This window comes from Bacillus sp. NPDC077027 (assembly GCF_050269555.1).
Taxonomy (GTDB): domain Bacteria; phylum Bacillota; class Bacilli; order Bacillales; family Bacillaceae; genus Bacillus.
This window is the reverse complement of sequence record NZ_JBNNIO010000002.1, coordinates 75,769-100,911: the sequence shown is the minus strand read 5'-3', so window position 1 is coordinate 100,911 and position 25,143 is coordinate 75,769. Positions and strand designations below refer to the sequence as shown.

Genomic DNA, 25,143 nt, shown 5'->3' with positions numbered 1-25,143 from the left:
GGAAGGAGAATGGAAGTTGGAGCATCGGTTTATTGACGACAGTTTATCATTGCATACAGACCTATATCAAATCAACATGGCAGAAACGTATTGGAGAGATGGGATTCATGAAAAGAAAGCGGTCTTTGAGCTCTTCTTTAGAAAACTTCCATTTGATAATGGCTTCGCAGTATTTGCTGGCTTAGAAAAGGCGATTGAATACTTATCGGACTTTTCCTTCACTGAAAGCGATCTGGACTATTTGAAGGATGAGTTAGGATATAAAAGTGATTTTATTGAATACTTAAGTGGATTAACTTTTACAGGAACACTCCATTCAATGAGAGAAGGAGAGATTGTCTTTGCAAATGAGCCAATTATGCGTATTGAAGCCTCTCTTGTTGAAGCGCAACTAATTGAAACAGCATTGCTCAACATTGTGAACTTCCAAACATTGATTGCAACAAAAGCTGCGCGTATAAAGGGAATTATTGAGAATGAAACAGCGTTAGAGTTTGGAACAAGACGAGCACATGAAATGGATGCTGCAATGTGGGGAGCAAGAGCAGCACTCATTGGTGGATTCCAAGCGACAAGCAATGTACGAGCAGGAAAACGCTTTAATATCCCAGTGTCAGGTACTCATGCACATGCACTAGTGCAAGCGTATCGAGACGAATATACGGCTTTTAAGAAATATGCTGAGAGTCATAAAGATTGTGTCTTTTTAGTGGATACATATGATACGGTAAAATCCGGTCTTCCTAATGCCATTAAGGTAGCAAAGGAATTTGGTGACAAAATTAACTTTATCGGTGTCAGACTTGATAGTGGCGATCTTGCCTATTTATCAAAGAAAGCGCGTGCAATGCTAGATGAAGCTGGTTTTTATGACGCAAAAATTATTGCGTCAAGTGATCTTGATGAACATACAATTATGAACCTGAAAGCGCAAGATGCCAAAATCGATGTATGGGGTGTTGGGACAAAGCTAATTACTGCCTTTGATCAGCCTGCGCTTGGTGCCGTGTATAAATTGGTCTCTATTGAAGAGAACGGCAAGATGGAAGATACAATTAAAATTTCATCTAATCCAGAAAAAGTGACCACACCTGGCTGTAAACGTGTGTATCGTATTATCAATCAGCTCAATCACCATTCTGAGGGAGATTACATTGCCCTTGAAGATGAAGATGTGCATAGTGAAGAGAAGATCAAAATGTTCCATCCCGTTCACACTTTTATTAGTAAATTCGTGACAAACTTTATTGCGAAAGACTTGCATGTTGCTATTTTTGAAGAGGGAGAACTTGTATATGAAAACCCTGATATTCAAACGATTCAGGCATATGTACAGGAGAGCCTCGGACTCTTTTGGGAGGAGTATAAGCGTATCAGCAAACCCGAAGAGTACCCAGTCGATTTAAGTCAAAAATGCTGGAACAACAAAATGCAGTTTATTCACGATGTGAAAAATAAAATATAAAAGAGCTCAATGAAAGCTACGTTTGTGAGTAAAGGGGATCATCAAGGAGGATGGTCTTCTTTTTTTGGTCGTACGTCTCGGAGAATGATACAGGGCATAGATCATTTGGTATACTGAGAGAGCATTAAGTTTGTCTCTGCATAAAGGAGGTTTGAAGCAATTGAGGGTGTTTGTTGCAAGACAGCCTATTTTTAACCGGAAAGAACAAGTTGTATCATACGAACTACTATATAGAGATAGTGAAACCAATGCATTCAATGGCGAAGATGGTGATAAGGCTACAACAGACCTCATTATTAATAGCTTTTTAAACATTGGAATTGAAACCTTAACGGAAGGTAAGAGGTGCTACATCAATTTCACTGAAAGTTTGCTTTCATCGGATCTGCTCACTTATTTTGATCCACATCAGCTTGTGATTGAGATTTTAGAAAATGTGCCAATCACACCAAAACTGATTGAAAGATGTAAGCAGTTGAAAAAGTGGGGGTATACAATTGCACTCGATGATTTTTCTGTCAATGGAAAACATTTTTATGACAAATTACTCGGGGAACTCCTCTATTGCATTGATATTTTGAAAATTGATTTTCTTAAGACAACTTCCGAAGAACGGAAGAGATTGCTAAAGACGTATAAAAAATATCGGCTACGCTTTCTTGCTGAAAAAGTGGAAACACGGAAGGAATATGAAGAGGCAGTCGAAGCAGGTTTTCATTTATTTCAAGGATTTTTCTTTAGCGAACCGCATGTGATTTCAGGCCGGGCGCTATCAACTAGTTTCCATGCTTATCATCAACTCTTAGAAGAGTTAGGCAAAGATCAACCGAACATTCAAACAGTCACACATTATATAGAAAGTGACCTTTCGCTATCATATCAATTATTAAAAATGTTAAATTCGGCTGGAATGAGAAGACTTTACAAAATCAAAAGCATTAGGCAGGCAATTATACTACTCGGTTTTACAGAGATCAGACGATGGATATTTATCCTTTCCTTTAAGGAATTAAATGTACAGGCCAATTCAAGCCAAAAAGAGATTATTAAAATGTCCTTTATTCGTGCGAAAACGTGTGAATTAATTGCCCATAGGACACAAAGGGAGCAGCCAGCCTCATATATGCTAACAGGTATGTTCTCATTAATTGATACATTGGTGCATGCGGATATTTCAGAGCTTGTAAAGGAGCTACCTCTTTCAGATGAGGTAGGACAAGCGTTACTTGGCTATGAAAATGACTATGCGTTCGTCTTGCAGGTGGCAATGCTCATTGAACGAAATGAATGGAATGATCACATATTTAATGAGAAATTACCAAAGCAAGAAGCATATGCTTGTTATTTAGATGCAATTGAATGGTGTCATAAAATGTTTGAATCATAAAACGAAGCCGATCTGTCAAAGATCGGCTTTTTAATATATACTTATCCCCATCTCAGTAATAGAAACAGCCTGCTAGAAGACAAGGATAAATATATGCGAATGCCCTCAGGACTGAATCTAATATCAACAGCGCTTTTGACACCAATTTGTTTGAGCAATTGGATAACGGATGCGGTATCAGAGTGTTCTGCCGCTTCCATAATACGCTTTGCAAAAGAAAGAGAGTGACCAATTTGATTTGTAATCAGTTTTGCATCTTCTACGAGTCGCATTGATTCCTTTGCGGCATTTTGAAATGAATGAGCATCAACTGGCGGGTACGTTGTAGGCACACGTAGATGTTGGGGCATTGCGGGATATTGCAAAACAGGATAAGGAACATAGTAAAACAAATGTACACCTCTTCTCTAAATGAAGTGAAATTGGACGGATATCTGTTCTAAATGTATGTAGAAAATCAGAATAAAGAATCAAAAAGGACTTTCTACTGCAGAATGTTGATCCTAAAACTAGGACATTTTGCGGTCAATTTCGGTCATCTCCGCCAAAAAATTGCGGTGTATACAGTTGAATCAGTCGTCTGACCTATTTCATGAAAAAACACGAAAAACAAAAGGATCATACGTTCGTTTTTATGGGAATTCAGACGAATGGTGCTCTTTTTTGTCACAAAAATGACCCATCTCTTTCAGAATTAAGATAAAAGTATGATCTGAAAAATCAGAAAATAATGAAGAAAGACCTATTGAATTTTGCGGTATCACGCACAGGTTTTGTGAATAGTTTTCGGTGAAAAAATACTCAATTACATTTAAACTGTTAATAATAGATCAAATACTTATGACCCAATCAACATACACAAACACATTGATCTTCCAGAAAAGGAGAGTGGAATCGATGGAAAAGTATGAAATCGAAGAACTTAAACAATTATTATGGCGACTTGAAAACGAAATTAGAGAAACAACAGCTTCTCTTCATAACATTAACAAGAGTATCGATCAGTACGACAAATATGAATATGTGAAAATTTCCTGAAGACTTGGTGGCGATCAAGTCTTTTTTTGTTCAAATACATACAAAAAAAGGATATATTATTATATAATTGTTAAATAGTGATGTCAGTGGACATCTACTTATTTCTTTTTAGTTAAATAAAAGAGGAGAGGGTGAGGAACCGGCCTGAGTATGCTAAACTATCTAGAGAACGCAAAAATCAAGCAGAATATGTCTGATTTTATTCATGATGCGCTCGAAAGCAAAGATTTGAAACAATTACTTCTAGAATATACAGATATAAAGCACGAATTTCCTTTTGGTCAATTGGCTTATCAACATTATGAGGCATTTGGCGGACAAGACAAGCAAGCGATTACAAAACTTGCAGCAGGAATTGAACTTCTCATTTTATCAGCCGATATATTAGATGATATTGAGGATCAGGATAATGATTCATATCCATGGATGAAGTGTCAGAGCGGAATAGCGATTAATGCAGCGAATGTTCTTTTTACAATGAGTTTAAATGTCTTTTTAAAACTTGATCATGCAACAGAGCTTCTAAACGATGTACATTCCTATTCCATTCAATCAATGCAAGGGCAACATATGGATATGACATTGGTGCCAGAGAATGAGCAGGATTGTTTAAATATCATGAAATCAAAAGCAGGATCACTTTTTGTATTACCTTGTGTGCTGGGGGTTACCTTGGCGACAGGTTCTTTTGAGAAGAAAGTAGAAGAGTATGCTTATTTTGTAGGAATGGTAGAGCAGCTTGAAAATGACTATTTAGGCCTTTTTAAAAAAGATAATATTGATTTTAAAAGAATGCAAACGTTGCCGCTCTTATATTTGAAAAATGAGTTTAACCAATCAAGTTCAGACTTACTTCGTTATTTTAAATCAACGGATAAAAACCTTGGTTCTGAAGAGTTAAAAGACAAGTTAAAAGAATCAGGCGTTCAACAATACGTATTTATTATGAGAAACCTACTCATAAACAAATTTAAACAATCAATCAAAAAACTACATTTAGAGGCTTCTAAAAAGGAGAAGCTTATACACTTTTTAATTGGAGGTGGAGAAGATGAATATTCAAAAATTGGTTAGTTATTTAGTGGAGAACCCTTTAGCATTAAATCAAGTTGTTAATGGAAATGCATCATTACTTCACGTTGATCAAGTGACTGCTAACATTATCGTTGAGGGTTTTAAGAAAGAAGATACAATAAGATCAAAAAGATGGTATGATGCTGGCTAAGAATAGAATTTCTATGCAAAAGTTTTACTCGAAATTAACCGTTATATTAGTTATCCTTAGCTTCATTTATGTGATTTATATTTCCTACATCAATGTGTTTAATATTTTTGTAGGAGCCGTCGTTTCGGTGAATAGTCACGGGCAACTTGAGATAGTAGATGTCGAAGATTTTACAGACAGCTATTATGCTGGTGTTAGAAAAGGCGATATCATACTTGAAGTGAACGGTAACAAAGAACCAGTCGAAGAAGTCAGAAGAGGTTATTTAGCGAATGTCAAAAGTTTAGTCGTTGATAGACATGGCGATGAAATTGTATTAGAGAATGTCAGGTTATTAAGCCGAGAAAATCTGTTTATTTATTTAATTCCAGTCATACTATATTCAATATGTCTATTTTGTATATTTATGATCTTAAAAATGAATAAATCAAACAAAAAAGAGTCTGCATATATTCTAGCTCTCTTTCTCTTGGCTGTTTCTGTAGCATATGTAAGTTCTGGTGGTTCTGGTAAAGGGGAATATATTAGTGGTTATATCGTAAGTACTACGATGATTAGTGTACCTCCATTATATATGCACTTTATGTATCAGTATTTAAAAGAATTAGGAACAGAAATTATTAGTTGGCGAGTGCTTCTTTATTTGTATCTGGTCCCCGTCATAAATATCGTTTTAGAAATTCTTTTGAAAGATAACTTGCAACCACTTAGTTTTTTACCGTATATCAACTTACTTTCATTCTTTGTACTTGCATATGTTACGATTATTATCACAATAAGGGCTGCCAAAAAATTGAAGGGTACCGAGATTGGCAATGTACTTCGTGCCTTTGCGCTTGTTTTAATCACTTCATTCAGCCCATTTATGCTATTTTTTATTATTCCTTATTTTTTTGATCAATATTTTATTTCACCTTATATTGTTGCATCGTTCGCTCTATTAATTCCTTTTTTCTTAGTCTATCAATTTATGTCAAATAAGCTGTATAATGTCGATTTCTTTATGGGGCGAATCAGATATTACAGTCTTTTAGCAATTACACCTACTATATTAGTAGTCATTATATTTGATTTCATCCAGAAGCCAAGTGCTAATTTTTACACAGTTAAATTTACAATTATTACGTATATTCTCTTAATAGCAGTTTTCTATTTTAAAGAAATCATTGATTTCCGTTTTCGTCTCAAGCGTTTTTCAGAGAAGCATAATTATCAGGACAGTGTGTTTAAGTTTACTCAGCTCATTCGAGAGGCGTCCGCACTCAATCAGGTATTGCATCACTTGAAACACACGATTTTAGAAGTGCTGATTGTCAATAAGGCATTTGTGCTTGAGGGTAAGGCGGATAGACAGATTGAAGAGATTGATGAGTCAACAGACGACAGTAAGTTATGGAAAGATTACGTCGATCAATTTAAAGACACCCTAGGTGAAGTAGGAAAAATCATTGAACTCGATAAAGGGTTTATGATGAAAATTGGAGAACGTGGTGGTTATTCATTTGTGATTTGCTGTTTATCAAATTTAAATACACCGAAGCTGACGAGAGATGAAATCTCGTGGCTGAAGACATTGGCATTTTATACGAGTGTCAGCTTAGAAAATGTTGTGAAAATTGAAGAATTGATGCATCATCTTGAGGATTTAAAGCAGCGGGAAGCGAATCCTGCATGGCTGAAAAAGGTCATGTTCGCCATTGAGGAAAAACAACGCTCTGATTTAGCAAGAGATCTTCACGATTCAGTTCTTCAGGATTTGATTTCATTGAAAAGACAATCAGAGATGTTCTTAACCAATTTTAAAGATGATAAATGTCCTCAGGCAATTGAGCATGCACTTGTAGATATGAATAATCAGATGTCAAAAGTCATTCAAACGACAAGAGAAACTTGCCATGAATTACGGCCGCAATTGTTATATGACTTAGGTCTTGTGAAGGCATTATCTAAATTGACTTCTCACGTACAAGAAGAGGCACTATTTCATATTCGACTGAATACAACTCGTTTTGATAAAGAAATGAATATTGATATTGATTCACAGTTGAACATATATCGCATTGTTCAAGAGCTGTTATCAAATGCAGTCAAACATTCTAAGGCGAATCAAGTGCTGATTATGTTAATTTGCATCAAGGACAAGGTTGTCCTACATTATGAAGATGATGGCGTAGGTTTTGATCCAAGCCATCTTGAAGAGCATACGATGAGTATGGGTGTCTCTGGTATCAGGGAGAGGGTTAAAGCGTTAAATGGTGTTTTGCAAATTCATACAGCACGCGGGCAGGGTATGAAAGTCGAAATTGAAATGGAATTGTAACGTTTTATTAAGGAATAAGACTTGGCATATGCCAAGTCTTTTATATAAAATGGAAGTGAGTGATTTAAAGGGAGGAAGACATGAAGAAGATATTGGTCATTGATGATCATCCGGCTGTCATGGAAGGGACAAAGAGTATCTTAGAATCAGATAAGCAATTATCGGTTGATTGTTTAAGTCCTGATGCAGAAGCCGCCTTTTTAAAGACGTATGACTTTTCAAGTTATGACGTGATTTTAATGGATTTGAATCTCGGAGACATCAATGGAATGGACATTGCTAAACAGATTCTTGAGACGTATCACCAAGTGAAAATCATTATTTATACTGGATATGAAGTAGACGATTATTTTGAAGAAGCCATCAGAGCTGGCTTGCATGGGGCGATTAGTAAGACAGAGACAAAAGATAAGATTATTGAATACATACACCGTACCTTGCAAGGAGAGGTTGTCATTCAGCTAGCCTATTTAAAAAGATTAATCTCACAGCAACAAGAAAAACCAGAACAAGCACCGCAAACGGATCATGAGCTATTGACGGAACGGGAATGCTTAATTCTTAGAGAAGTAGAGAAGGGTTACACGAACCAAGAAATTGCAGATGTGCTTCATTTAAGTAAACGATCGATCGAATATAGTTTGACCTCTATCTTTAATAAGTTGAATGTAGGATCACGCACAGAGGCTGTGTTAATCGCAAAATCAGAAAGTGTCCTATAAAAAAGAAAGGAGTGGTCAATCATGAATGTGAACGTATCAAATACGCTTCTTGAGGCACTCGGAATAGAGATAATAGAATGTAATCAAACACATTGTATCGCAACAATGCCTGTTGATCATCGCACGAAACAGCCGTTTGGACTACTTCATGGCGGTGCATCTGTTGCTTTGGCAGAAACGGTCGCAAGTATGGGAGCTGCCGCTCATTTAGATCTAAACAAGCAAGTCTGTTCAGGTATTGAAATCAATGCCAACCATTTGAAATCGGTTCGTGAAGGTTTAGTAACGGCTACTGCTGTCCCTGTGCATGTAGGCAGACGGACCATGGTATTTCAAATTGAAATCAAAGATGATCAAAATCGACTGATTTGTACATCAAGATGCACACTTGCTGTTATCGATCACACATAAAAAAAGCTCCCGGTGCAGCGGAAGCTTTTTTTTCTTTATAAATAAGAGTCTTCTTTTCGTTTGATCACGAAATTACGAAAACCACCATAATCATCTTGTACACTTCGTTTATCCATTTTAACACCCATGTTATAAGCCGCTCTGCAGATCAAATGTCCGCCTACCGGTGCTGTCAGAAAGATAAACACAATGCCAAGTAAGATTTTTGCAGAGACAATCCCCACCAAAAACCATTCATGGAAAAACACTCCGAGTAAAATACAAACAACACCAAGTGTCGATGCTTTAGATGCTGCATGCATACGTGTATACACATCTGGCAGACGCATTACGCCGATGGCAGCAATGAGACAAAGAACAGCACCAAGTAAAACGAAGATGACAACAATTGCTTTAGCGATGACGATCATTTTCAATCACTTCTCCTTTCTCAAGGAATTTGGAAAAGGCGACCGTTCCGATAAAAGCCAAGATACCGAGCAGCAAAATGATCTCAAAAAAGGCAGTTGTTCTAAGCAAAATCGACACAATTGCTGTAATCCCGATTAAATTGATCCCAATGGCATCAAGTGCAATGATACGATCAGGAATGGATGGTCCTTTAATGACGCGAATCACAAACATAAAGGTAGAGAGAGCCAGAATGCCAAGAGAGATTTGCATGATCAACTCCATCATTTTCCGGTCACCTCCTTGATTGCTTCTTCAAATGATACATGGATGTCGTGGATGGCTTTTTCTGCATCTTCAATATCCATCGCATGGATATAGAGAATTGATCTGTCATCAGAAATATCAATCACCAATGTTCCAGGTGTCAGCGTAATTAGATTAGCCAACGTTGTGATTTCCCAATCACTTTTTAATTCGGTACGAAAAGCAAAGATGCCTGGTTTAATATCCAGTTTCGGCGCTATGATGGTTTTCAGTACGCTTAGGTTAGCCAAGAGCAGTTCACGAATAAAAATGATCAGTAGCTTTAAGATTGCATACACAGCATATCCATAAAATCGTTGCGGAAAGAAATGTCTTAGCATAAAGATTGCAAGCAGACCAAGAACATAGCCTGAAATAAATCCTGCTGCCGTATAACTGTCATTAAGAAACATCCATGTAAAGGCGAGGAGAACATTTAATAATATTTGAAAGGCCATGTCAATCTACTCCTTCAGCACAGCTTGAATATATTTTTCTGGTGTTGATAGCATTTCCGCTGCTTGGCTGATATAAGGTGCTATGAGCTCTGTGCCAAAACCAATAGCAAGTGATAAAAGCACAAGAATGACACCTGGATAAACCATTCCCTTGATGGACCGTTCTTTCTTCACAGGCAGCTCTTTTTTCTCGCCCCAAAATGCAAACATAAAAATTCTCATGACTGAATATAAGACGAGGAGACTAGAAAGTAACACTAATAACGAGAACGTCATTTGTCCAGCAGAAAATCCGCCTTCAACAATTTTCAACTTGCCTATAAAGCCACTAAATGGTGGAATTCCTGCTAAAGATAGAGCTGAAAGGAAAAACATCCATCCGAGTAGCGGGTGCGATTGAATGAGACCACCCATTTTTTTGATATGGTTAGTGCCAGCTAATACGAACAGGGCACCAACAAGCATAAATAAAGCTCCTTTGATCACCATATCATGAATCAGATAGTAAATCGTACCTTGCAAGGATGCTGGTGTATTTACTGCGATGCCAAATAGAATCACACCGACGGCTGTCACAATGTTATAAATGACGATTTTTTGAGCATCAGAATATGCGATGGACCCAATAACACCGAAGATGACGGTGAGAGCTGCCAGCCAAGCCATCAGTTGATGCGTAAATCCAGTATCATGAATAAAAATCAAGGTGAATATACGTGCGATGGCGTATAGCCCAACCTTTGTTAATAGGGCTCCGAATAAAGCAGATACAGGAGCAGGTGGTGCATGATAAGATCCTGGGAGCCAGAAATAAAGCGGGAAAATTCCAGCTTTTAACCCAAAGACAATCAAGAATAGTACCGAAATCACGGTCAGCAGTCCGGTTTGTCCAGACTCTGCAATTTTTACACTTAAATCTGCCATGTTGAGTGTCCCTGTGACAGCATATAAACAGGCAACCCCTACAATAAATAGCGCAGAAGAGATAATGTTAAAGACAATGTATTTTAATGATTCACGGAGCTGCGCCTTTGTTCCGCCTAGTACAATCAACATATATGAAGCCATGAGTAATAACTCAAAGAAAACAAATAAGTTGAAAATATCCCCCGTTAAAAAGGCGCCACTCACGCCTGCCAATAAAAACTGGACTCCAGCATAATAGAAGAATCTTTCTCTTTCCTTTCCAATCGTTTTAAAAGAAAAGAGAATGGTGACAAGCCCGATGATTGAGCCAGTTAAAACAAGCAATGCTGCAAATTGATCGGCAACAAGTGCAATACCAAACGGGGCAGCCCAACCGCCTAAATAAAGCGTCTGGATGCCATTTGTGAAAATCATTTGGACAAGAAGGAAGTTACAGACGATGGCAGCAACTGATGCAACAACACTAAATCCCCTTGACAGCATGGTGCTTTTGTTCATAAAAATTAAAAGCGTTGCTGAAAGCAATGGGATCAAAATTGGAAGGATGACAAGGTTATTCATGTTGATCATTTCCTCTCATTTGATCCATATCATCTGTTTTCAGCTCTTGGAAGGCACGGAATGCCATGACGAGCAAAAAGGATGTGACACCAAAAGCGATAACAATCGCTGTTAAAATTAATGCTTGTGGCAATGGATCGACATAGGATGTAAGGCCCTCTTTTAATATGGGAGGAGCCCCTTTTTTAAGACCGCCCATTGTTAAAAGGAGCAAATGGACGCCATGGCTGAGAACTGCTGTACCGACGATCACCCGAAGAAGGCTTTTCGACAGCATTAAGTACGTAGCCGCCATGAAAATAATACCGACTAATATAGACATTAAGAATTCCATTATTCCTTCTCTCCAATCGTTTGAATAATGGTCATGGTAACCCCAACAACAACTAAGTACACACCGATGTCAAACAGAACGGCAGTGGCAAGCTCTGTTTGACCTAAAATCGGCAAATTGAAATAGTCAAATGTGTGTGATAAAAACGGTACATCAAACAGAAACGAACCCATTCCTGTTAATATTGCGATACACAGCCCCGCTCCTACCACATAAATAAAGTTGAAGGGCAGGATTCGTCTGACCGTTTTCAGATCATAGGCAAGTAAAAGAAGCACCACAGCGCCTGATGACATCAGGCCCCCGATAAAGCCACCGCCTGGGTTGTTATGTCCCGCAAGAAATAGATGGAATGAGAAAAGCAAGATGATAAAAACAACAATTTTAGTGATGGTTTGTAAGAGTAAATCATTTGTATCGTGTTTTCTCATCGCCTTTCTCCCTTCTCACGCACTTGTACTTTTAGCAATCCATAAATGCCAAGTGCTGCAATGGCAAGTACGGTAATTTCAAATAGTGTATCAAATCCCCTAAAGTCAACGAGGATGACATTGACGATATTATCTCCACCTGCTAACTTATAGCTATTTTTAATAAAATATGTGGCAATGGTGTCTGCCGATTGCTGACTAGTTGATGCAAAGGCGAGACAGGTTACAACCACACCAACACCTAGAGAAATAAAGAAATTCGTTAAGCGAAATCTTCTTGTTTTTTGCTTGCGACTGAGCTTTGGCAGATGGTAGAAGCAAAGCAGGAACAGAGCAACAGAAATCGTCTCAATAATAAGTTGAGTCAGTGCAAGGTCAGGTGCTCTGAAGATCACGAAGAACAGAGATAACGTATAGCCCATCACACCTAGAGCAATAATTGCAGTTAAACGCGAGCGTGCAAAAACAGTGGTGACTGTTGCTGCAACCATCACCAGGGATAAGATCGCTTCATAAACTCCAATTGGTGCGGCATGTGCCGTATTAATAGTAAATGCTTGTTTATACACAATGACACTCCCAATAAGCAAAATGAAGAACGCAAAGGTATAGACAAGATAATCTCTAAGAAAGCCAGTCATATAGGCGTTTGTAACACGGTGAGTTCCTTTTTCTAAACCGAGAAGTGACTGATCATATACATTGTTCAATGACCATTTCTTTTTAAACACACGATAAATCGGTCGCCATTTTGCAAGTGTTAAATAACCGATAATACCAAGAGCAACAACGGCGATTGTCATATAAAGCTCTCGCTTGAAACCATGCCATGCTTCAATTTTCACCACAAAACGATCTCCTGGCGCTAATGCATCAGGAATGATTGCTGCCATTGCAGGTTCAATAACGGAATAAGCAAGCACATTCGGGAAAAAGAAAAAGGTCACAACAAGCGCTGCTAAAATAATCGGTGGAATGAGCAAACCGATCGGTGCTTCGTGTGGTTTTTTCTCAAGTTGATCTAACTGAAGCTTCCCTCTGAATGTTTTAAAGAGGAGCATCGTGCTATAGATAAATGTAAAAACACTCGCAAGCCAAGCGATGGCAGGGAAAAGTACACCCCATGTCGAGAGATCAGTAAAGCTGATTTCTGAGGTACGAAGCATACTTGTGAAAAATAGCTCCTTGCTTAAAAATCCATTGAATGGTGGAAGACCAGCCATGGAGAACGTGCCGATGAGCGTAATGGTAAATGTAATCGGCATGAGTGTCATCAAGCCGCCGAGCTTGCGAAGATCACGAGTCCCTGTTTCATGATCAATGATGCCTGCTGCCATGAACAAGCTTCCTTTAAATGTAGCATGATTAATTAAATGAAAAATGGCGGCAAGGATTGCTGCTCCAAAATAAGCATGATCGTTTTCATGGATAGCAGCAGAACCAACGCCAAGCATTAACATAATCATGCCTAGCTGACTGACGGTTGAATAGGCAAGAATGGCTTTTAAATCATTTTGACGCACCGCATGGAATGAACCCCAGAATAATGTGAAAAGTCCAACAATAGAAATGGTCCAGAACCAGACCTCAGAAATTGCAAAGACTGGGCTAAAGCGTGCGACTAAATAAATACCTGCTTTTACCATTGTTGCGGAGTGCAGATAACTACTCACTGGTGTTGGTGCTTCCATCGCATCAGGCAACCAAATGTAAAATGGGAATTGCGCTGATTTCGTAAATGCACCAATTAAGATGAGCACCATCGCAGGAATAAAGTAAGGTGATGCAGTGATCAGTTCAATTTGATTAACTGCTTCTCGAATACTAAAAGAATCTGTTACAAGATAAAGGAGGATAAAGCCCCCAAGCATAGATAATCCACCTAATACAGTAATCAGTAAGGATTTAGTTGCGCCATAACGTGAACGCTCTCTTTGATACCAATAACCGATTAAAAGGAAGGAAGAAATACTGGTGAATTCCCAAAATAAATAGAGGACAACCATGTTGTCGGATAGAACGACTCCAAGCATAGCACTCATAAACATGAGCAAATACGTATAGAAAGAACCAAGCTGCTCTTTTTCTTTCGATAAGTAGAAGATACTGTACAGTACAACGAGTGCACCAATGCCAGTAATTAGGAGTGCAAATAAAATACTAAGACCATCAACATAGACAGTGAAGTTCATCCCAAGAGATGGAATCCATTCGGCTTGAGAAAACAATGTCCGTCCATTTGAAGTAAACTTTAGCATTTGAATAAAATAGCTAAATAAAAGAATCGGCAAAATGAGAACAAACCATCCGGTATGTATGCGCCTTACATATTTAAAAAGGAAGGGAACAAGAAAAGCGAGTAAAAACGGTGATAGGATGGCAAAATGAATAAGCTGCAAAAAATGAACCTCCTTTAATAAAACATCATTCGCGTTCTAATGAACTGTTTATAAAAATTATATCCTAAATGCTTACATAGTGCATTGGTTTCAGACGATTTACATAAAACTCGCATCTCCTTTTTTTGGAGTTCTATTGACCATGAAAATAATTTTATCAAAAATTGTGCACTTTGTATAATGATTTTTATTTTGTACATGCTTTTCTTAAAGGGGCTGATTGGATGAAGCTGAAATTATGGATTAGCATAAGTATATTCTGCACGATTATTGGCGGGGCATTCTTGCTTGAACGAAATGATCAAAAAAGATGGCAGGTTGAAAGCGGATGGCCGCTGTTTACAGAACAATTACTTCATATGACGTATCAAGAGGCAAGACAATATCCATTTCAACCAAGAGAGTATATGAGAATCGTGATCGCGGAGGAATAAGAAAAAATAACTTTCACTAAAGTGAATGAGTGTGTTTAGCACCCGCAAAATAAAAAAGGCATGATCCCAGTGGAATCCTGAGTTCATGCCTTTTTAACTGCCTAACGAGCCCGCTTGTCTAAGTAGGGTTCTTTTTTATGATGCAAAAATACGTAGTAAAATGGTTGCGCAAATAACAGTTGCTGCACCGCCAAGGCGTGTAGATACTTGAGCAAACGGCATAAGCCCCATTCTTCCTGATGCAGAAAGAATGGCTACGTCCCCAGTACCACCTAAACCACTATGACAGCCAGTAACGATCGCAGATTCAACTGGATACATGTTCATTAATTTACCAACAAAGTAACCAGAACCGACCATTGCAAGTACGACAGCTATACATACGAATACAAATGGAATAGAGATAACAGCTGCTACATCATCAAGCGGAATGTAGAGAATCCCTAAACCGACCATCAATGGCCAAGTGAAGCTTTTTGATACGAACTTGTAGAACTGTTGAGAACCGGTTTGTAAGTTTTGTGGTAATACATTTAAGTACTTCACAAATGCTGCAAGAACAATCATTAAGATTGGTCCTGGAATGTGAACAAAAGTTTCTAGAAGACCACCAAAGATGAATGTTGTACAAGCAAGAAGAACACCTGCACCCATGAGACCGAAATCAACTTTAGCATCCATTTCTGGCTGTTCAAAAATTTCATTTGCTTCTTTAGATTTCACTAGGCGGCCATTTCCGTTTAATTCTGGACGTTTTTCGCCAAGCTTTTTCATTGCACCAGCGCAGATGATTGCGATGACATTACCAATAACCGCAGCAGGAATCAATTGAGAAATTAAAGATTCTGATGATACACCGAGAATTTGAGAATAAGCGATGGATAATGGCAGAATTCCTTCTCCAACCCCCCCAGCAATAATCGGAACAATGATAAAGAAGAATGAATGATATGGCGTGTAGCCAAATAAAAGGCCAACGAGAATACCAGCAGATACTGCTGCAATTGTACCCGCCAAAAGCGGAACAAACATACGAATAAGTCCTTGTACTAAAACAGTCCTTTGCATACCGAGAATACTTCCAACTACAAGAGCAGAGATATAGAAGTAAAGGAAGTTAGACGTTTTCATTAGAGACGTAACCGCTTCCAATGAGTTCGGGTTTAGTGCATTAAAAAAGACCAAGAACGATGGTACGAATAGTGAGAGAATCGCTGGTCCACCAATGTCTTTTAAAATTGGAATTCGTTGACCGATGTCTCCAAGGAAAATCCCTAAAATCATAATGACTGCGAAACCGCCGAGCATATTTTCAGGAATTTTATTAAAATAAGCAGCAGTTAAAATAATGGCTGCAAGTACTAAATACACAGGTAGATCAATAACGCCAACTTTCCAAGAAATAATTTTTTGGAAAACGCTTTTATTATTATCAGAATCATGTGTAATCGATTTCAATTGTTTTGCAGAAGACACAAAAACACCCCCAAATGTTATTTGTCTCAATTGTAGAAGATTAGGAGTTTTGCATCTATTTATTAAATTAAATTAAGTGTAATAAAAGTAAAATAAATAGTTGTTCAACTTATTTTTTATCATACAAAAATCCCCTGAACATCTTTGTCGTTCAGGGGATGGATCATACAGTATATTTATCGTTTTCCTTTTAAATAAGGAGTTCCAAGTGCTTTCGGTGCATCTGCGCGTCCGATAAAGCCTGTAAGAGCAAGGATCGTTAACACATAAGGTGCAATCAGCATATACACGTTTGGAATATCTTTAAATAATGGCAGGAGTGAGCCGATAATGCTTAAGCTTTGAGCAAATCCAAAGAATAGGGCTGCTCCCATTGCGCCAAATGGATGCCATTTACCGAAGACAAGGGCAGCGAGAGCGATAAAGCCCTGACCTGTAATGGTTGCGTGTGAAAAATCAAGAGCGACGGTTGAAGCGTAAACTGCACCGCCAAGTCCTCCGAATAATCCACTAATCATCACACCGATATAGCGCATCCGGTACACTTTTATGCCCATTGTATCGGCTGCCATCGGATGCTCCCCAACTGCACGAAGGCGAAGACCAAACGGCATTTTAAATAAAACAAACCAAGCAACCACTGCAAGTACAATGGCAAGGATTGACGTATAGTACACATCTTTAAAGAAAATATCACCAATAATCGGTATGTCGCTTAAAAGGGGAATATCTCCTTTATAGAAAGGTTCTGTGATTTTGTCTGTCTGTGCTTTTCCGTAGATCAATTTGACAACAAATAATGAAAGGCCAAGGGCAAGCATGTTAATGGCTACACCACTTACCGTCTGATCTGCTCTAAATGTAATGGTTGCCACTGCATGTATGAGTGAAAACAAGCCACCAACGATCATTCCGACGATAAGACCGAGCCAAGGGGTGAGTGCACCAAATACATCTGCATACATTAGGTTAAAGATAATGCTGGAAAATGCTCCGACGACCATCAAGCCTTCAAGACCAATATTTACGACTCCTGATCTTTCTGAAAAGACGCCTCCTAGAGCGGTTAAAATAAGCGGTGCAGCATAAACAAGTGTAGCAGGGACAATGATTTCAAGTATCTGCAGAAAACCCACTTATTTCCCCCCCTTTTTCTTTATTTGTTGAATAGCGAGACGAATGATATAGCTTGATGCCACGAATAAAATGATAATTGCAATGACGATATCAACCACTTCTGTTGGAACGCCTGATTCAAGAGGCATGTTTAATGCGCCGACCTTTAAGCCACCAAGTAAAAATGCAGCAAGAACGACACCAATAGCTGTATTTCCGCCTAATAGAGCGACTGCGATTCCATCAAAGCCAACACCTGTAAATGAGCCTTTAATTGAAGCGTACTCAAATGTACCGAGTCCTTCCATTGCGCCTGCAAGTCCTGCGAAAGCACCAGAAATCAGCATTGCATAAATGATATTACGACGTACATTCATCCCAGCGTATTGAGAGGCATGCTGGTTCATCCCAACGGCTCTTAGTTCAAAGCCTTTTGATGTTTTTTGGATAATGATCCACATGATAACTGCAGAGATGATCGCAACAATAATGCCATTATGCATCCTTGAAAAATCTGTAATTTGTTCAAAAAAACCAGAACGAAGAGAGGCTGTCGCATCAATCTTGCCTGTTTTATCTTTATTGCTTGTTAGTACATTTGAAATCATATAGTTTGTAACATGAAGAGCAATGTAGTTCATCATAATGGTGACAATGACTTCATGTACATAAAAGCGAGCCTTTAAAAATCCAGGAATAAAGCCCCATAATGCACCAGCAACAGCAGCTGTCAGTAGGGCAAGAGGCAAGTGAATATAAGCTGGAGCGTGTACAGTTGTTCCAATCCACACTGCTGCAACCCAGCCGACAAGCATTTGACCTTCTACTCCAATGTTAAATAGGCCTGTCCGAAAAGCGAAGGCGACTGCAAGTCCAGATAAAATATAAGGTGTTACTTGTCTGACGGTTTCACCCATATAATATGTTTCACCGAAAACCCCATTCCAAAGGGCTCCATAACCCTCAATAACACTGTAGCCACTTGCAAGCATAATGAGTGCCCCGACTAAAAGACCAAGTCCAATGGCTACTAGCGGAATGAGCAGATTTGATAATCGTTTAGCCATTTGCTTCTTTCCCCACTTCCTTTTGCGTACTTCCAGCCATTAATAGACCAAGTTGTTGCTCTGTCGTCTCTTTAGGATCAACGAAGGCAATAATACTTCCTTCAAAAATGACCGCAATTTTATCACTGACATTAATAATTTCATCAAGCTCAAAAGAGATCAGGAGAACGGCTTTGCCAGAATCTCTTTGTTCAATTAATTTTTTGTGTACGAACTCAATAGCACCAACATCAAGACCCCTTGTTGGCTGAGCTGCAATGAGAAGGTCTGGGTTACGATCGACTTCACGACCGATGATCGCCTTCTGCTGGTTTCCTCCTGAAAGCGCACGAGCTTCCGTATACTCGCTAGGTGTTCTCACATCATACTCAGAAATAATTCGTTTGGCTTTTTGGTAGATTGTCTTCATATTCATCAAACCGAATTTAGAGTATGGACGTTGATAGTACGTCTGTAATGAGATGTTTTCTCCAATTGAAAAATCCAGGACAAGACCATGTTTATGGCGATCTTGTGGAATATGTCCAATACCTGATGCTGTTACTTTTCGTGGCGGTAGGTTTTGAATGTTTTTGCCGTTTAAGGAAATCGTACCAGCCTCTGCTTTTCTTAGTCCCGTAATTGTTTCAATGAGCTCAGACTGTCCATTTCCATCGACACCTGCAATTCCGACAATTTCACCAGCTCTGAGAGACAAGTTTAATTGTTTGACTGCTTCAATCCCGCGTGCATCTTTTACCGTTAAGTTGTGAATGTTTAATACTTCTTCTGTAGGAGAAGCTTCCTTTTTGTTTGTTTTAAATGAAACTTCTCTGCCAACCATTAAACTAGCCAGTTCATCCTTATTTGTGTTCGCAACATCAAGTGTTTGAATTCCTTGTCCTTTGCGGATAATTGTGACTCGGTGGCAAGCATCCATGATTTCTTTTAATTTATGAGTGATCAAAATGATGGATTTACCTTCATGAATTAAATTTTTCATAATTTGAATGAGTTCTTTAATTTCTTGAGGCGTTAAAACAGCCGTTGGTTCATCGAAGATCAAAATTTCAGCGCCACGGTAAAGAGTTTTTAAAATCTCTGCTCGCTGCTGCATACCGACCGAAATGTCCGATACCTTCGCAGCAGGATCTATTTTAAGTCCATATTTGTCTGAAAGCTCTTGCACTTGCTGAATCGCTAATTCTTTATCAATTTTCCCGAGTTTTTTCGGTTCTTTTCCAAGAATGATATTTTCAGCAACAGTAAACGTATCAACGAGCATAAAATGCTGATGCACCATGCCGATGCCTAAATCGTTGGCATCATTAGGACTTGAAATTTGAACAGGCTTACCATGTACCTTGATTTCACCTTGTTCAGGCTGGTACAGACCAAAAAGCACGTTCATGAGCGTTGATTTCCCAGCGCCGTTTTCACCAAGCAGCGCATGAATTTCGCCCTTTTTTAATTGCAGCGTAATGTTGTCGTTTGCTACAATGCCAGGGAATTCTTTACGTATATTCAACATTTCAATGACATAATCCACAGGTTTGACCGCTCCTTTTTTAGGGTGCTTTGAAGATAAAAACTAGCAAAAGAAAAGCTGCAATTCAGGGCTGCAGCTTTTCTTTTGCCACCTTTTATAAAAAATAAAGAGGAGGCAAAGGAGAAGCAAGGGGACAAGCTGTGAGCTTACCCCAATGCTCAAATTAAGCTTTAAAATCTTTTAGTTCGTCACGTGTTGCTGGAACTTTGACATCACCTTTGATGATTTTTTCTTTCCATTCTTGGACTTTTTTCAATACGTCTTTTGAAAGGTTGTCCTGAGAAGGAGAAATATCAACAGCGCCTTCATTCAGACCATAAGTAATGACTTCACCGCCAGGGAATTTACCCTCTTTTGCTTTTGTTGTAAGGTCTAAAACAGCAGCGTCTACTTTCTTAATCATAGAAGTAAGGGTAACACTTGTATCTGTTCCAGGTACTTTACCTTCGTCATATTGATCTTTATCGACACCGATTACCCATACTTTTCGATCTGGATCAGCTTTTTTCAAGTTTTTCGCTTCAGTGAAGACCCCTGTTCCAGTGCCTCCAGCTGCATGATAAATAATATCAACGCCAGATTTGTACATGCTTTCAGCTGTTGCTTTACCAATATCAGCTTTATCAAATGCACCAGCATATTTCACTTCTACTTTTGCTTTCGGATTTGTTGCTTCTACACCAGCACGGAAGCCAACTTCAAACTTTCTAATCAGTTCTGAATCAACTCCGCCAACAAAACCAATTTTGTTTGTTTTCGAAGAAAGTGCGGCTACAACGCCTACAAGGAAAGAACCTTCATTTTCATTAAAAGTGATGCTTGCTACGTTGTCTTTTTTGACGACAGCATCAACAATGGCAAAATGATTTTTCTTACGCTGATCTGCGATGTCACTGATTGAATCTTCCATCAGAAAGCCAATACCATAAATGAGGTCAAATTTTTCTCGAGCTAGTGTGTTCAGGTTAGTTGTATAATCGGCATCTGATTTAGATTGTAAGTAATCATAACCATTTTTGCCTTTTTTCAAATTATTTTCTTTACCAAAGGCTTGAAGGCCTTCCCAAGATGATTGGTTAAAGGATTTGTCATCGACACCACCGACATCTGTTACCATTGCAACTGTGAAATTGTCTTTATCTTTAGTGTTTTCACCACTGTTTGAGCCGGAGTTGCCGCATGCTCCAAGGATGGTTCCAGCTGCTACGACTAAGGACATAGCTAGTCCAATTTTGTGCTTCTTCAAAACATAACCCCCCATAAATTTGAAAGTTTCAGAAAAGTCGCACGAAAAACGTCGGATGCTCTTCATTTCTCTATTTGCTTAAAAGTAAAAAAGGTAATTTATCCTGCTTTCTTATTAGGCATGGAAAAGAGAGGTAGAAAGATGTAAGACATCAGACTTATATCGCTGTGAACTAATCAATCATAATTTATCATTTCCCAATCAATAAATAAATAGAAATTTGTTTTATTTTAAAAAAAATGTTAAAAGGCAAATTCTTTGTCTTTTTACCCTTGGAAATGTGATATAATGCCGCTTTCATGATGTGCTCTATCAAAGTGAAGCCAGTGTTTGCAAGGGTTTTGTAGCATTTTATGCAAAAAAAACATCTGACCGTCTCAAAAGGTCAGATGTTTTGATTATAGATATTGTTGAATTAAATTCATGTTGCTTGTGCTTAATTTGTATTGAAAGACAGGACGACCTATTGTGCCATAGGCCATTTCAACATCAACTACTTCAATATCCTCAAGAAACTTCAAATATTTTCTAATCGATACTTGGGAAATTTCAGTGTGGTTGGCAAGGTCTTCTGTTGTAAAGGCTTGCTGTTCAAAGGAACGAATACTTGTCCAAATTAATTTTAGCGTGCTTTTTGTTAAGCCTTTAGGTAGAAGAACTTTTTCTACCTCTCCTTTTTTATGGAATAGCTTGGCATCTAGGTCCTTTTGGGAAACACAGTTCATTGTTTGATAAAGTGCTTGTTTTCTTTTATATTCTGAAAGCGCTGATTGGAAACGATCAAATTCAAACGGCTTGATTAAATAATCGACAGCACCGTTCCTCATTGTTTGCTGAATGACATCGACTTCATTTGCAGCCGAAATGATCATTACATCGACATGATGATTTTGCTGCCGAATTTCAGATAGAAGGTTCAATCCGTTTTGACCTGGCATATAAATATCAAGCAGTACAAGGTCGATATCTTCATTTTTTAACATGACAAGTGCATCTTGAAAAGACGTGGAAATTCCTTTTAATTCAAAACCATCCATTTGGCTGAGGTAGCGCTTGTTCAGCTCGCCAACCATTGGATCATCTTCAACTATTAATACATTAATCATTATAATCCTCCTTCGGTTTATAAGGAATACGGAGACTAAAAGTCGTTCCTTCTCCTTTTTCACTTGTGACGATCATATGCCCGTTCAGATTCTTCAAGCTTTGGTCGACAAAGTATAAACCAAACCCTCTATCTTCACCTTTGGTTGAAAAGCCTTGTTCGAACATTTTTTGTTGATCTTCTATTGAAAGGCCAATCCCTGTATCTGTAATTTCAATGTGGAGCTGATTTTGAACATAGCGAAAAGAAATAGAAATATTCTTCATGTCTGTTTGAGTCACAGCATCCAGTGCATTATTCAGGAGATTGCCAATGACTGTGATGAGATCGTGGGTTGTTGCAGCGTCTTCAGATCTTGGAACTGGAGTGCTACAAATGACCTCTAAAGAAGCGCCTTGCTCTCTAATATAGCTTTGCTTCCCTAATAAAAATCCAGCGAGCACAGAATTTTTCACATGATTGATGATTTCGTTTGTTTCAGTTTGTTGATAAATCGCTATATCTTTTATATATGTGCCAAGATCATCATAATTTTTGAGCTGTACCAACCCTAGGATGACATGAAGCTTGTTCATAAATTCGTGTGACTGAGCGCGCAGGGCGTTGGCATACATTTTGACACCACTAAGTTGTTCGGCAAGATGCTTTACTTCCGTTTTATCACGGAAAGTTGCAATGGCACCGACAATTTCGCCTTTTACTGTAATAGGGACTTCATTAAAGACAAGCTCAAGACCATTCATTTTCACATCTCGATCAAGTAGCGGCTTTCGTGTCTCGATCACTTGTTTCAGGCCGCTTGAAGGGAGCAAAGCTTGTACATCCTGTTCATTTGGTTCAATCATGATGCCCATGTTATGAAAAAGTCGCTTCGCTTCAGCGTTCGCCAACTTGATTTTACCATGCTGATCAACTGCGAGTATTCCTTCCTTTGTTGATTCTAACATAGCACTTCGTTCCTTTAATAATGTCGCAATCTCATCAGGTTCAAGTCCAAACATAATCTTTTTTACTTTTCGTGCGACAATCAAAGCACCAACGATACCAGTCAGAAGGCTGATGGAAATGACCAAGTAGAGTGGTTTTAAGCTTTGATGAATAATGAGGTCAATTTCCTGTAATGTGATACCGACTGCTACAGCGCCAATCTGTTTGCCATCTTTATTATAGACAGGGACAAAAGCACGCATGGATTGACCGAGTGTTCCTGCTGCCGTACTAATGTGCTCTTTCCCATTTAGAGCTGGTCTTTCATCCCCACCTGCAAAGGGTTTCCCGATTTTTTGTGGGTTGGGGTGTGTTTTGCGAATGCCATTCATATCCATGATCACAACAAATTCCGTCTTGGTGATCTTTTGGACGCTCGTTGTGTATTTGCGTAATGCTTCGCTATAGGATTCATTTTCTAATGCTTCAACCGTAATTGGTGCTTCGGCTACCATTTTTGCTGTTGATAACGCGATATCACGTTCCTGCTGATGAATATTTTTTGCAGTATCAGACCATATGGTGAAGAATGTAATGCACAAGGAAATTAAAACAACGATACATACAAAAATCGTCAGCCTTGTTTGCAATCTTAATGTTTTTTTCACGAGTATACTCCTAACGATCAATTTAATAGTCAATAGTATTACTTTAACGGGAAAAAGTAAGTTTGTGAAGGAATGCGCGTGCAAAATGATGGGAAAATAGCAAATTTGAATGAGTTTCCTTGGAAAGTATCTTGTCAATCGGTTTTAAGTGAGCCATAATAAATGTGAGTTTATGAGAAAGGATATATTTATGAAAAATACATACTTGACTGGATATTTTCCGCTGATATCAATTTTACTATTTAGCTCAGCCTTTTCGATTTATACAGTTGGCATCACAACCGACCTTCTATCAGAGGCAGGGATTTTAAAGGGGATGCTCGAATTTTTTTCTGAACAAGGCATTCGTCTCGCATTATTTGCTGCATTTGCTTTGGCTTATTTTATGGTACTATCGGCATTAAAGCTAATTGCTGATACGGTAACAGAGCTATCATTGCTATTTTTTGCAAAGGACCCTGAAGGGGAAAATTTGAAAAAAATTCGTATTGGTTCATTGATTTATTTAATTGCGAGTCTTTTGTCTTTTATTCTGACACAGCAACTTATTTGGATTATGGCAGTTCTTGTGCTTGCAAGTCTTGTGTACTTTATTTTTATCGTTGCAAGAATTTATCAGACATTATCTATTATGAATTTGATCGGCTTTATGTTGTTTATTATTTTATTCTGGGCAACGTTTTTAATCGGTATTTTGTATTTATTTATTAAACTTTATAATAGTGTGATGGCAAGTCTTCCATCGTAAGCGTATAAAAGCATCCTTCCTAAGCGGAAGGATGCTTTTTTTAGTTGAGAAATCGTTTTTTGATATTGTCAGTTGGCATTAAGCATGACGTTCTTTTGCCGAACCATTTGTAGCGGTTTCGGGCAATGAGCTGATAAAACCAGTCACGAAGAGGACGTGGGATGACCAAAAGCAGATGGCTCCATCTGGAAATGCCTTTTAAATGGCGGGCAACTTTTAAAATCCCTGTAGATTTTGTATACAGCACGCCATCTTCAAAATAAAGAAATGAATCCCAGTCATCAGTGCGAAGTCCGTGTTCTTTTAAAATGTGTTGTCCACTTTCTGATTGAAGGGAAGCAAACATGATTTGACCATCTGGATCTCGTTTGATCACAAATTGTACAGCACCACTACATACATGACAAACACCGTCAAATAGGATCAATCGCTTCGGAAGTGATTGTTTCATAAT

The 25,143-nt window shown here is 38.4% G+C and carries 26 protein-coding genes; 10 read left to right on the top strand and 16 right to left on the bottom strand.

The window, feature by feature from the left end:
* Positions 1-16 precede the first annotated feature (16 nt).
* Positions 17-1,465 (top strand): nicotinate phosphoribosyltransferase, encoded by a 1,449-nt coding sequence (locus ACQKEZ_RS06105; RefSeq protein ID WP_427299436.1) that lies wholly within the window; start codon positions 17-19, stop codon positions 1,463-1,465.
* Between the two features lie 160 nt (positions 1,466-1,625).
* Complete coding sequence (locus ACQKEZ_RS06100; RefSeq protein ID WP_427300481.1) at positions 1,626-2,852, top strand: EAL and HDOD domain-containing protein; 1,227 nt, start codon at positions 1,626-1,628, stop codon at positions 2,850-2,852.
* A 41-nt stretch (positions 2,853-2,893) separates the two neighbouring features.
* Here ACQKEZ_RS06100 and ACQKEZ_RS06095 read toward each other — a convergent pair whose 3' ends face one another.
* Positions 2,894-3,244 (bottom strand): inner spore coat protein, encoded by a 351-nt coding sequence (locus ACQKEZ_RS06095; RefSeq protein ID WP_427299435.1) that lies wholly within the window; start codon positions 3,242-3,244, stop codon positions 2,894-2,896.
* Positions 3,245-3,749: 505 nt separating this feature from the next.
* Between ACQKEZ_RS06095 and degQ the strand changes: the two genes are divergently transcribed.
* From degQ to ACQKEZ_RS06065, 6 genes are all read left to right on the top strand, one after another.
* Complete coding sequence (gene degQ / locus ACQKEZ_RS06090; protein ID WP_427299434.1) at positions 3,750-3,890, top strand: degradation enzyme regulation protein DegQ; 141 nt, start codon at positions 3,750-3,752, stop codon at positions 3,888-3,890.
* Positions 3,891-4,040: 150 nt separating this feature from the next.
* The gene (locus tag ACQKEZ_RS06085) at positions 4,041-4,964 is read left to right on the top strand and encodes a polyprenyl synthetase family protein (protein ID WP_427299433.1); all 924 of its coding nucleotides are present in this window, start codon (positions 4,041-4,043) and stop codon (positions 4,962-4,964) included.
* Positions 4,942-5,115 carry a competence pheromone ComX gene (gene comX, locus ACQKEZ_RS06080; RefSeq protein WP_427299432.1) on the top strand — a complete coding sequence of 58 codons (174 nt, stop codon included), beginning with the start codon at positions 4,942-4,944 and terminating at the stop codon, positions 5,113-5,115. The genes ACQKEZ_RS06085 and comX overlap by 23 nt, the downstream gene beginning before the upstream one ends.
* Positions 5,116-5,128: 13 nt before the next feature.
* On the top strand, positions 5,129-7,435 hold the full coding sequence (locus ACQKEZ_RS06075) for a histidine kinase (protein WP_427299431.1): 2,307 nt from the start codon (positions 5,129-5,131) through the stop codon (positions 7,433-7,435).
* Between the two features lie 80 nt (positions 7,436-7,515).
* Positions 7,516-8,157: a response regulator transcription factor gene (locus tag ACQKEZ_RS06070; RefSeq protein WP_427299430.1), complete on the top strand. Its 642-nt coding sequence runs from the start codon at positions 7,516-7,518 to the stop codon at positions 8,155-8,157.
* A gap of 21 nt (positions 8,158-8,178) precedes the next feature.
* The gene (locus ACQKEZ_RS06065; protein WP_427299429.1) at positions 8,179-8,568 is read left to right on the top strand and encodes a hotdog fold thioesterase; all 390 of its coding nucleotides are present in this window, start codon (positions 8,179-8,181) and stop codon (positions 8,566-8,568) included.
* Positions 8,569-8,603: 35 nt separating this feature from the next.
* On the opposite strand, the gene mnhG is transcribed toward ACQKEZ_RS06065, so the two are convergent.
* From mnhG to ACQKEZ_RS06030, 7 genes are read right to left on the bottom strand one after another with little or no spacing between them, the layout of a single operon-like run.
* A complete protein-coding gene (gene mnhG, locus ACQKEZ_RS06060; protein ID WP_427300479.1) occupies positions 8,604-8,978 on the bottom strand; it encodes a monovalent cation/H(+) antiporter subunit G in 375 nt (124 codons plus the stop codon).
* A complete protein-coding gene (locus tag ACQKEZ_RS06055) occupies positions 8,962-9,246 on the bottom strand; it encodes a Na(+)/H(+) antiporter subunit F1 (protein ID WP_427299428.1) in 285 nt (94 codons plus the stop codon). The genes mnhG and ACQKEZ_RS06055 overlap by 17 nt, the downstream gene beginning before the upstream one ends.
* On the bottom strand, positions 9,243-9,722 hold the full coding sequence (locus tag ACQKEZ_RS06050; protein WP_427299427.1) for a Na+/H+ antiporter subunit E: 480 nt from the start codon (positions 9,720-9,722) through the stop codon (positions 9,243-9,245). Before ACQKEZ_RS06050 ends, ACQKEZ_RS06055 begins: the two co-directional genes overlap by 4 nt.
* A 6-nt stretch (positions 9,723-9,728) precedes the next feature.
* Entirely contained in the window at positions 9,729-11,210 is a 1,482-nt protein-coding gene (locus tag ACQKEZ_RS06045) for a Na+/H+ antiporter subunit D (RefSeq protein WP_427299426.1), read from the bottom strand.
* A complete protein-coding gene (locus ACQKEZ_RS06040; protein ID WP_427299425.1) occupies positions 11,203-11,544 on the bottom strand; it encodes a Na(+)/H(+) antiporter subunit C in 342 nt (113 codons plus the stop codon). Before ACQKEZ_RS06040 ends, ACQKEZ_RS06045 begins: the two co-directional genes overlap by 8 nt.
* Entirely contained in the window at positions 11,544-11,975 is a 432-nt protein-coding gene (locus ACQKEZ_RS06035; protein ID WP_427299424.1) for a Na(+)/H(+) antiporter subunit B, read from the bottom strand. Before ACQKEZ_RS06035 ends, ACQKEZ_RS06040 begins: the two co-directional genes overlap by 1 nt.
* Positions 11,972-14,374, bottom strand: a complete 2,403-nt coding sequence (locus ACQKEZ_RS06030; RefSeq protein WP_427299423.1) for a Na+/H+ antiporter subunit A — start codon at positions 14,372-14,374, stop codon at positions 11,972-11,974. The genes ACQKEZ_RS06035 and ACQKEZ_RS06030 overlap by 4 nt, the downstream gene beginning before the upstream one ends.
* 224 nt (positions 14,375-14,598) lie before the next feature.
* On the opposite strand from ACQKEZ_RS06030, the gene ACQKEZ_RS06025 reads away from it, so the two are divergent.
* Positions 14,599-14,808 (top strand): hypothetical protein, encoded by a 210-nt coding sequence (locus tag ACQKEZ_RS06025; protein WP_427299422.1) that lies wholly within the window; start codon positions 14,599-14,601, stop codon positions 14,806-14,808.
* A gap of 135 nt (positions 14,809-14,943) precedes the next feature.
* On the opposite strand, the gene ACQKEZ_RS06020 is transcribed toward ACQKEZ_RS06025, so the two are convergent.
* The 7 genes from ACQKEZ_RS06020 to malK all read right to left on the bottom strand — a co-directional run bounded on the left by ACQKEZ_RS06020 (position 14,944) and on the right by malK (position 23,941).
* Positions 14,944-16,284: a 2-hydroxycarboxylate transporter family protein gene (locus tag ACQKEZ_RS06020; protein WP_427299421.1), complete on the bottom strand. Its 1,341-nt coding sequence runs from the start codon at positions 16,282-16,284 to the stop codon at positions 14,944-14,946.
* Between the two features lie 176 nt (positions 16,285-16,460).
* The gene (locus tag ACQKEZ_RS06015; RefSeq protein WP_427299420.1) at positions 16,461-17,420 is read right to left on the bottom strand and encodes an ABC transporter permease; all 960 of its coding nucleotides are present in this window, start codon (positions 17,418-17,420) and stop codon (positions 16,461-16,463) included.
* Positions 17,421-18,467 (bottom strand): ABC transporter permease, encoded by a 1,047-nt coding sequence (locus ACQKEZ_RS06010; protein WP_427299419.1) that lies wholly within the window; start codon positions 18,465-18,467, stop codon positions 17,421-17,423. It lies immediately after the preceding gene.
* Positions 18,460-19,995, bottom strand: a complete 1,536-nt coding sequence (locus ACQKEZ_RS06005) for an ABC transporter ATP-binding protein (RefSeq protein WP_427299418.1) — start codon at positions 19,993-19,995, stop codon at positions 18,460-18,462. Before ACQKEZ_RS06005 ends, ACQKEZ_RS06010 begins: the two co-directional genes overlap by 8 nt.
* Before the next feature lie 163 nt (positions 19,996-20,158).
* On the bottom strand, positions 20,159-21,241 hold the full coding sequence (locus tag ACQKEZ_RS06000; protein ID WP_427299417.1) for a BMP family lipoprotein: 1,083 nt from the start codon (positions 21,239-21,241) through the stop codon (positions 20,159-20,161).
* A gap of 398 nt (positions 21,242-21,639) precedes the next feature.
* Positions 21,640-22,347, bottom strand: a complete 708-nt coding sequence (locus tag ACQKEZ_RS05995; protein ID WP_427299416.1) for a response regulator — start codon at positions 22,345-22,347, stop codon at positions 21,640-21,642.
* Entirely contained in the window at positions 22,340-23,941 is a 1,602-nt protein-coding gene (gene malK, locus ACQKEZ_RS05990; protein WP_427299415.1) for a malate sensor histidine kinase MalK, read from the bottom strand. The genes ACQKEZ_RS05995 and malK overlap by 8 nt, the downstream gene beginning before the upstream one ends.
* Before the next feature lie 190 nt (positions 23,942-24,131).
* Here malK and ACQKEZ_RS05985 point away from each other — a divergent pair, with 190 nt between their 5' ends.
* Complete coding sequence (locus ACQKEZ_RS05985) at positions 24,132-24,689, top strand: DUF5366 family protein (RefSeq protein ID WP_427299414.1); 558 nt, start codon at positions 24,132-24,134, stop codon at positions 24,687-24,689.
* Positions 24,690-24,729: 40 nt separating this feature from the next.
* Here the strand turns inward: ACQKEZ_RS05985 and ACQKEZ_RS05980 are convergent, their stop codons facing one another.
* Entirely contained in the window at positions 24,730-25,143 is a 414-nt protein-coding gene (locus ACQKEZ_RS05980) for a thiol-disulfide oxidoreductase DCC family protein (RefSeq protein WP_427300477.1), read from the bottom strand.